Here is a 300-nt window from a genome sequence, read left to right on the forward strand (position 1 = left end):
CCAGGTCCCGCCGTCGAGGGAAAACGTCCCCGAGGTGACGAGGTGTTCGATGCGAGCGGCCATCACAGCACCACCACCGAACGCAGCACATCACCCTCACGCATCCGCGCGAACGCCTTCTCCACGTCCTCGATCCCGATCGTCTCCGTGACGAACGCCCCCAGGTCCAGACGGCCCTGCTGATGCAGATCGATCAACATAGGGAAATCACGGGACGGCAGGCAATCCCCATACCAGGACGACTTCAACGCCCCACCCCGCCCGAAGACATCCAACAACGGCAACTCCAACGTCATATCC

General features: G+C 62.3%; 2 pseudogenes. Both read right to left on the reverse strand.

Features of this window, described 5'->3' with window-relative positions:
* A pseudogene (locus IF20_RS40815) lies at positions 1-63 on the reverse strand (MBL fold metallo-hydrolase); the annotation flags it as partial.
* Positions 63-300: pseudogene (locus IF20_RS36970) on the reverse strand (S-(hydroxymethyl)mycothiol dehydrogenase); the annotation flags it as partial. The pseudogenes IF20_RS36970 and IF20_RS40815, both read right to left, overlap by 1 nt.

The organism is Streptomyces niger (assembly GCF_000718305.1).
GTDB lineage: Bacteria > Actinomycetota > Actinomycetes > Streptomycetales > Streptomycetaceae > Streptomyces > Streptomyces niger.